The sequence below is a fragment of the Chamaesiphon polymorphus CCALA 037 genome (genome assembly GCF_003003845.1).
Classification (GTDB): Bacteria; Cyanobacteriota; Cyanobacteriia; order Cyanobacteriales; family Chamaesiphonaceae; genus Chamaesiphon; species Chamaesiphon polymorphus.
Genome location: NZ_PVWO01000458.1, coordinates 1 through 4,754 on the forward strand (window position 1 = coordinate 1; position 4,754 = coordinate 4,754).

Below are 4,754 nucleotides of genomic sequence, written 5' to 3' on the forward strand. Positions count from 1 at the left end.
CGCGACAGCCAAGGAGCAACGCATTGTCTCGATCGAGGATGTCGATTCGCACAACGTTCCCTATTTTTCACTAATAGTCGTCCCCAGCAAAACCCAACTCTAAAAAAATCCCCTCCCACCAAAGGTACCCGCAAGAAAAAAATCCCCTCCTCGGAGGGGTGCCCGAAGGGCGGGGTGGGTTCACCATCTACGCTACAAACCACTAATCCCGACTGCTCAAACATCGATAGCAATCTTATCTAGACATGCTGAAGAAGCGGTTTGGAGGTGGTTGGTGCTTAGTAGAGATCTCACCCACCCCGCCCTGCGGGCACCCCTCCAGGGAGGGGATTTTTTTAGATTATTGGGTGTCAAGGATTGCTTTGATTTGGGATTTAATCGATCGATCTGCGACTAAAATTTTCTCGATGATTTTATGGACTGGCTCATCATTAAGAGATTCTCGGACGGATTTTACCTTGCCGCCACGGAGGGCAAACAGAATACTCGAATATGGCAAATCTTTAACAGCCAAGGCAAAATCTTTTTGTACGGAAATATCTTGATATCGTTCCCAGTTAGCTTCGATTTCGGGAATCAGAGCTTGATATCGTTCCTTCATTTGGCGATATAAGTCCGTCCATTCTGGAAAATAAACCAAGAATTCCTCGCCCTCATTAGCTATTAAAATTTTGGTCAATCTAAGCGAACAAAAACCGCCCATGAGATGTTGAATTGCGACATATTGAGGCGATTTAACTTTGACGCGATTAAAATGGCGATCGCACACTACATAGCCCTCAGTCGCGATCGGATTGAGGAGATTGGCGGCAGCTTTAATTTCGAGATCGTTAGTTAGGGGATAAGTAGCCACCTATTACAACCGCACGCCCTTCGCCGTAATTAAAAAATTTATCATAAGGATAAGCAACGATCTGCCAATCATTGGCTCGATCGAAGATAATGCCTCTACTTTGTCTGACTACTAGCTGACTCATGGGCGAGTCCATCATCGAGTACTTCAAGCACACCAAATTTGGATAGTACTGGTGAGCGACAGCATTAATATGATAGGTTTCTACAAGTTTTTCTAATCCGTTAGTTCGTAAATAATTCTGTAATTCCACGCGCTAGCCTTTCCTACCGATATTTTAGGTATCCTACAAAGTTAACCAGCTATTTTCCCGAAAGTTAACTAAATAATTAATTGAGCTTGATTGCCGATTCGACCGAATTACTAAAAAAGGATCGATTTGGTTTTGAAATAGTTAGCTATAATAACAACTCAATATCGCTTGAAGATCGAATTAAATTAAATTTGGCAACTACCAATTATTATCCATATTTATTATTAGGCACGATGGCACTGAATATCGGGATAGCAACATTGTTACCTGCGATCGCTACAGCTCCGATGTCACTACAACTAGTAATATATAAACTCAACGATCGATCTGTAAATATTTTGTAATTGACGAGTAAATACTCATGTATCGATCGGGGGTAAACTGCCCAATATTACTGCAATCATCAGATCGATCTCCACATCGACACAGAATGCACCAGTAGAAGCGATCGGCACGATCGATCCGGTTTCAATAAGTTTTAATAATATTGAGAAGGTATAGCACATTGCCAATAAGATGGTATGGTTAATCGCAGAATTTTCACTCGAACATTCCAAGTATGACCATTAAGCATCTCACACCTGTTTTGTTTGGCCTTATCTTATCTGGCGGAATCATGGCTGCTGCGACAACAGTACAGCCACAGATCGGTCTAGATCGAGATCTTCAAGCCCAAAATAGTGCTACTCTGTCCACCGCTACTACTCAGCAATTAGAGCGAGTATCGGATTTCGTACTCCGGCTCGTCTATTTTGGCTTGCCTAGCACCTTAATTTTTGCCGTGTTGCTTCACAACCAGCGCAAACAGCAGCAGACTCAACTAGTCGCACAGTTGGTAAGGATTCGGGACAAAAAATAGTCTCGGCTGGCTGTAGGCTTTGGATTCAAATAGCAACGCGATCGCGATCGAGGCTGAATCGGCTAAAGTACTAATACTCGTACCGCCGCCCCAGCCTCGATCGAATATATTTCGATCGGTACCACTGCGAGCGCATTCGTACCTGCCAGATTAATTAAATTTGCCGAATTCTGGGCACCACCTGCCAGACTAAACTGATATCGACCGTTAATTAGCTCCAATTGTCCCCAGAGATAAGTTTCGCGCTTGCTGTCAGCAGTCAACTCTTGGGTAGTTATCGCTTCGATCCAGGCGGGTTGGTACTTAGACTCTGGTAAACCCGAAAATTTGGCGATCGCGAGTTTGACAAATCGCCAACAACTAACTAGAGCGGAAACGGGATTCCCTGGCAATCCAAAATAAACCACAGCGCGATCTTCAGTCTCAAATTTAGCCACCGTCAACGGTTTGCCCGGTTTAATTGCTACCGCTCGCACCTGAATATCTCCGCCCAACTCCGCCAAGATCGCCTCTACATAGTCATAATCGCCCACAGAGACGCCGCCAGTAGAAAGGACGAAATCTGCCGAGGAGATTGCTTCAGACATGGCAGCGGTCAATTTTGCCCGATCGTCGGGGATAATTCCCATGCAGATCGGGATGCCCCCAGCTTGAGTCACAAAAGCAGCTAAAGCGTATTGATTGGAATCGACAATTTGTCCGGGTTTGAGGGGTTGGCTAGGCGTCACCAATTCATCACCAGTAGAGAGAATCGCCACGCGCGGACGACGGTAAACCTCGACTTGACTACATCCCGTCGCCGCTAAAATCGCCATTTCGGGCGGATTTAACACCGTACCCACAGCTAACAGCGGATCGCCAGTGCGGGAGTATTCTCCCCGCTGGCGCACGAACGATCGTGCAGTTGGCGCGATCTGAATTTTGACAAAATTTTTCTGGACGCGCTGGGTATGCTCTTGCATCACAATGGTATCGGCACCTGCAGGAACGATCGCACCTGTAAATATCCGCGCGGCTTCTCCCGATTGAATCTCGCGTTGGGGCTGATATCCCGCCGGAATTTCTTCTACGACTTCTAAGGTAATCGGATGCTTGGGCGTACTCGATCGCACATCGGCAAATTTTACCGCATAACCATCCATCGCCGAGTTATCCCAGTGGGGAAAGTCCAACCGACTGTCGATCGATGTTGCCAAAATTCGTTCGGTTGCCAGCGCAAGATCGATCGATTCTGTGGCACTCACGGGTTGAACTAAATCGAGAATAATCTGTTCGGCTTGGGAAACGGGTAGCATGAGACTAGGATTGGTAAATTACTCTAGATCGTAGTCTTATCCGGCAGAAATTAGGTTAACATTTCCCACTCCCCGCTCCCCGCTCCCTGCTCCCTGCCACAACAGCAACTAAATTTACATCGTAGACTAGTAATCCATCTCGATCGACAGGATCGTCAATCGCCACCTTTTAAAGCTCTATTAAAATTCTGACGGTAGGAAGCATTGACGACGTAACAGACTGGCCATAGCAAAGCGAGGACGATTTTAGTCGGGAGAGTGCGTTGATAGTTGGTACGGTTGTAGTTGCGCGAAAATCTCCAAACCCCATATCCGTATGCCCCAACCAAGCCGATGACAACGAAGTTCATAAGTCTTTTGTATGAATCCTATTTTACTGACGACCGCTACAGAATAGATCGTGAAATTATCTTATCGTGACAATCTACAATTTATTTTAGCTCGATTCCCGAATTATCGATTGAGACAGATATATTAACCTATGCGATCGGGTAAGGCACAGGCTTCCAAAATAGATTAACAATTAAGATGTATCGGGTGAATACCCCCCTAGAACAGAAGATATGCAACTGCGCGCAGTATTGATGGCTGGAGGTTCGGGGACGCGGTTGCGACCTTTGACCTGCGAAATACCCAAACCGATGGTACCAGCGATCGATCGACCGATCGCCGAGCATATTATCAACTTGCTCAAACGCCATCACATTAACGAAATTATTATTACCCTGCATTATCTGCCAGAGGTCATTCAGAATTATTTTGGCGATGGCAGCGATTTTGGGGTCAAGATCCACTATGCGATCGAAGCAGAACGTGCATTGGGGACGGCTGGCTGTGTCAAGAATGTGGAAGAAATTCTGGGCGGTACCTTTCTAGTAATTAGTGGCGATAGTCTCACCGATATCGATCTAACTGGCGCGATCGAATTTCACCGCAAAAAAGGTGCCAAAGCGACGATTATTCTGACGCAGATCCCCTATCCGGTCGATTTTGGGGTGGTAATTATCGATGAGGATCAGCGGATTCGCCGCTTTTTAGAAAAACCTTCAGCGAGCGAAGTATTTTCGGATGCCGTGAATACGGGCATTTATATCCTCGAACCCGAAGTCCTCGACTATCTGCATCCCGATACCGAAGCCGACTTTTCGCAAGATTTATTCCCGCAACTATTGGCTCATGATATTCCCATGTACGGCTATGTCGCCAAAGGCTACTGGTGCGATATCGGTCAACTCGATACCTATCGTGAGGCGCAATACGACGCCCTGCGGGGCAAAGTCAAGCTCGATTGGCCGTTTCCCGAAACTAGTCCGGGGATTTGGATCGGGGCGAATACTTATATCGACCCGACCGCCCAAATCGAGGCTCCAGCAGTAATTGGAGCCAATTGCAAAATCGGCGCGCGGGTAAAAATCTCTGCCGAGACGATCGTCGGCGATAATGTCGCGATCGGTCGTGGTGCCAATCTCAAACGTCCGATCGTCGGCAATGGCT

The 4,754-nt window shown here is 46.7% G+C and carries 8 protein-coding genes; 3 read left to right on the forward strand and 5 right to left on the reverse strand.

All coding sequences use genetic code 11. The annotated features are described in order from the left end of the window. Positions 1-340 precede the first annotated feature (340 nt). Both C7B77_RS24285 and C7B77_RS30885 read right to left on the reverse strand, forming a co-directional pair. Positions 341-853, reverse strand: a complete 513-nt coding sequence (locus C7B77_RS24285; RefSeq protein WP_219892265.1) for a hypothetical protein — start codon at positions 851-853, stop codon at positions 341-343. Further along, on the reverse strand, positions 831-1,106 hold the full coding sequence (locus C7B77_RS30885; RefSeq protein ID WP_219892266.1) for a T4 RnlA family RNA ligase: 276 nt from the start codon (positions 1,104-1,106) through the stop codon (positions 831-833). The genes C7B77_RS24285 and C7B77_RS30885 overlap by 23 nt, the downstream gene beginning before the upstream one ends. A gap of 80 nt (positions 1,107-1,186) precedes the next feature. Between C7B77_RS30885 and C7B77_RS24290 the strand changes: the two genes are divergently transcribed. Then, positions 1,187-1,450: a hypothetical protein gene (locus C7B77_RS24290; RefSeq protein ID WP_106310982.1), complete on the forward strand. Its 264-nt coding sequence runs from the start codon at positions 1,187-1,189 to the stop codon at positions 1,448-1,450. Positions 1,451-1,465: 15 nt separating this feature from the next. Here the strand turns inward: C7B77_RS24290 and C7B77_RS30405 are convergent, their stop codons facing one another. Next, positions 1,466-1,612, reverse strand: coding sequence for a hypothetical protein (locus C7B77_RS30405; protein WP_181244007.1), 147 nt, complete (start codon positions 1,610-1,612; stop codon positions 1,466-1,468). Positions 1,613-1,665: 53 nt separating this feature from the next. Here C7B77_RS30405 and C7B77_RS24295 point away from each other — a divergent pair, with 53 nt between their 5' ends. After that, the gene (locus tag C7B77_RS24295; RefSeq protein ID WP_106310985.1) at positions 1,666-1,965 is read left to right on the forward strand and encodes a hypothetical protein; all 300 of its coding nucleotides are present in this window, start codon (positions 1,666-1,668) and stop codon (positions 1,963-1,965) included. Between the two features lie 62 nt (positions 1,966-2,027). On the opposite strand, the gene C7B77_RS24300 is transcribed toward C7B77_RS24295, so the two are convergent. Beyond that, positions 2,028-3,260, reverse strand: coding sequence for a molybdopterin molybdotransferase MoeA (locus tag C7B77_RS24300; RefSeq protein ID WP_106310988.1), 1,233 nt, complete (start codon positions 3,258-3,260; stop codon positions 2,028-2,030). A gap of 155 nt (positions 3,261-3,415) precedes the next feature. Further along, complete coding sequence (locus tag C7B77_RS24305) at positions 3,416-3,610, reverse strand: hypothetical protein (RefSeq protein WP_015162129.1); 195 nt, start codon at positions 3,608-3,610, stop codon at positions 3,416-3,418. Between the two features lie 219 nt (positions 3,611-3,829). On the opposite strand from C7B77_RS24305, the gene C7B77_RS24310 reads away from it, so the two are divergent. After that, on the forward strand, positions 3,830-4,754 hold a 925-nt coding region (locus C7B77_RS24310), incomplete at its 3' end, for a nucleotidyltransferase family protein (RefSeq protein ID WP_146138493.1).

Bases quoted from the DNA above. Each gene is read 5' to 3' on its own strand.
- C7B77_RS30405 (WP_181244007.1), bottom strand. From the start codon at position 1,612: ATGTGCTATACCTTCTCAATATTATTAAAACTTATTGAAACCGGATCG.
- C7B77_RS24295 (WP_106310985.1), top strand. From the start codon at position 1,666: ATGACCATTAAGCATCTCACACCTGTTTTGTTTGGCCTTATCTTATCT.
- C7B77_RS24300 (WP_106310988.1), bottom strand. From the start codon at position 3,260: ATGCTACCCGTTTCCCAAGCCGAACAGATTATTCTCGATTTAGTTCAA.
- C7B77_RS24305 (WP_015162129.1), bottom strand. From the start codon at position 3,610: ATGAACTTCGTTGTCATCGGCTTGGTTGGGGCATACGGATATGGGGTT.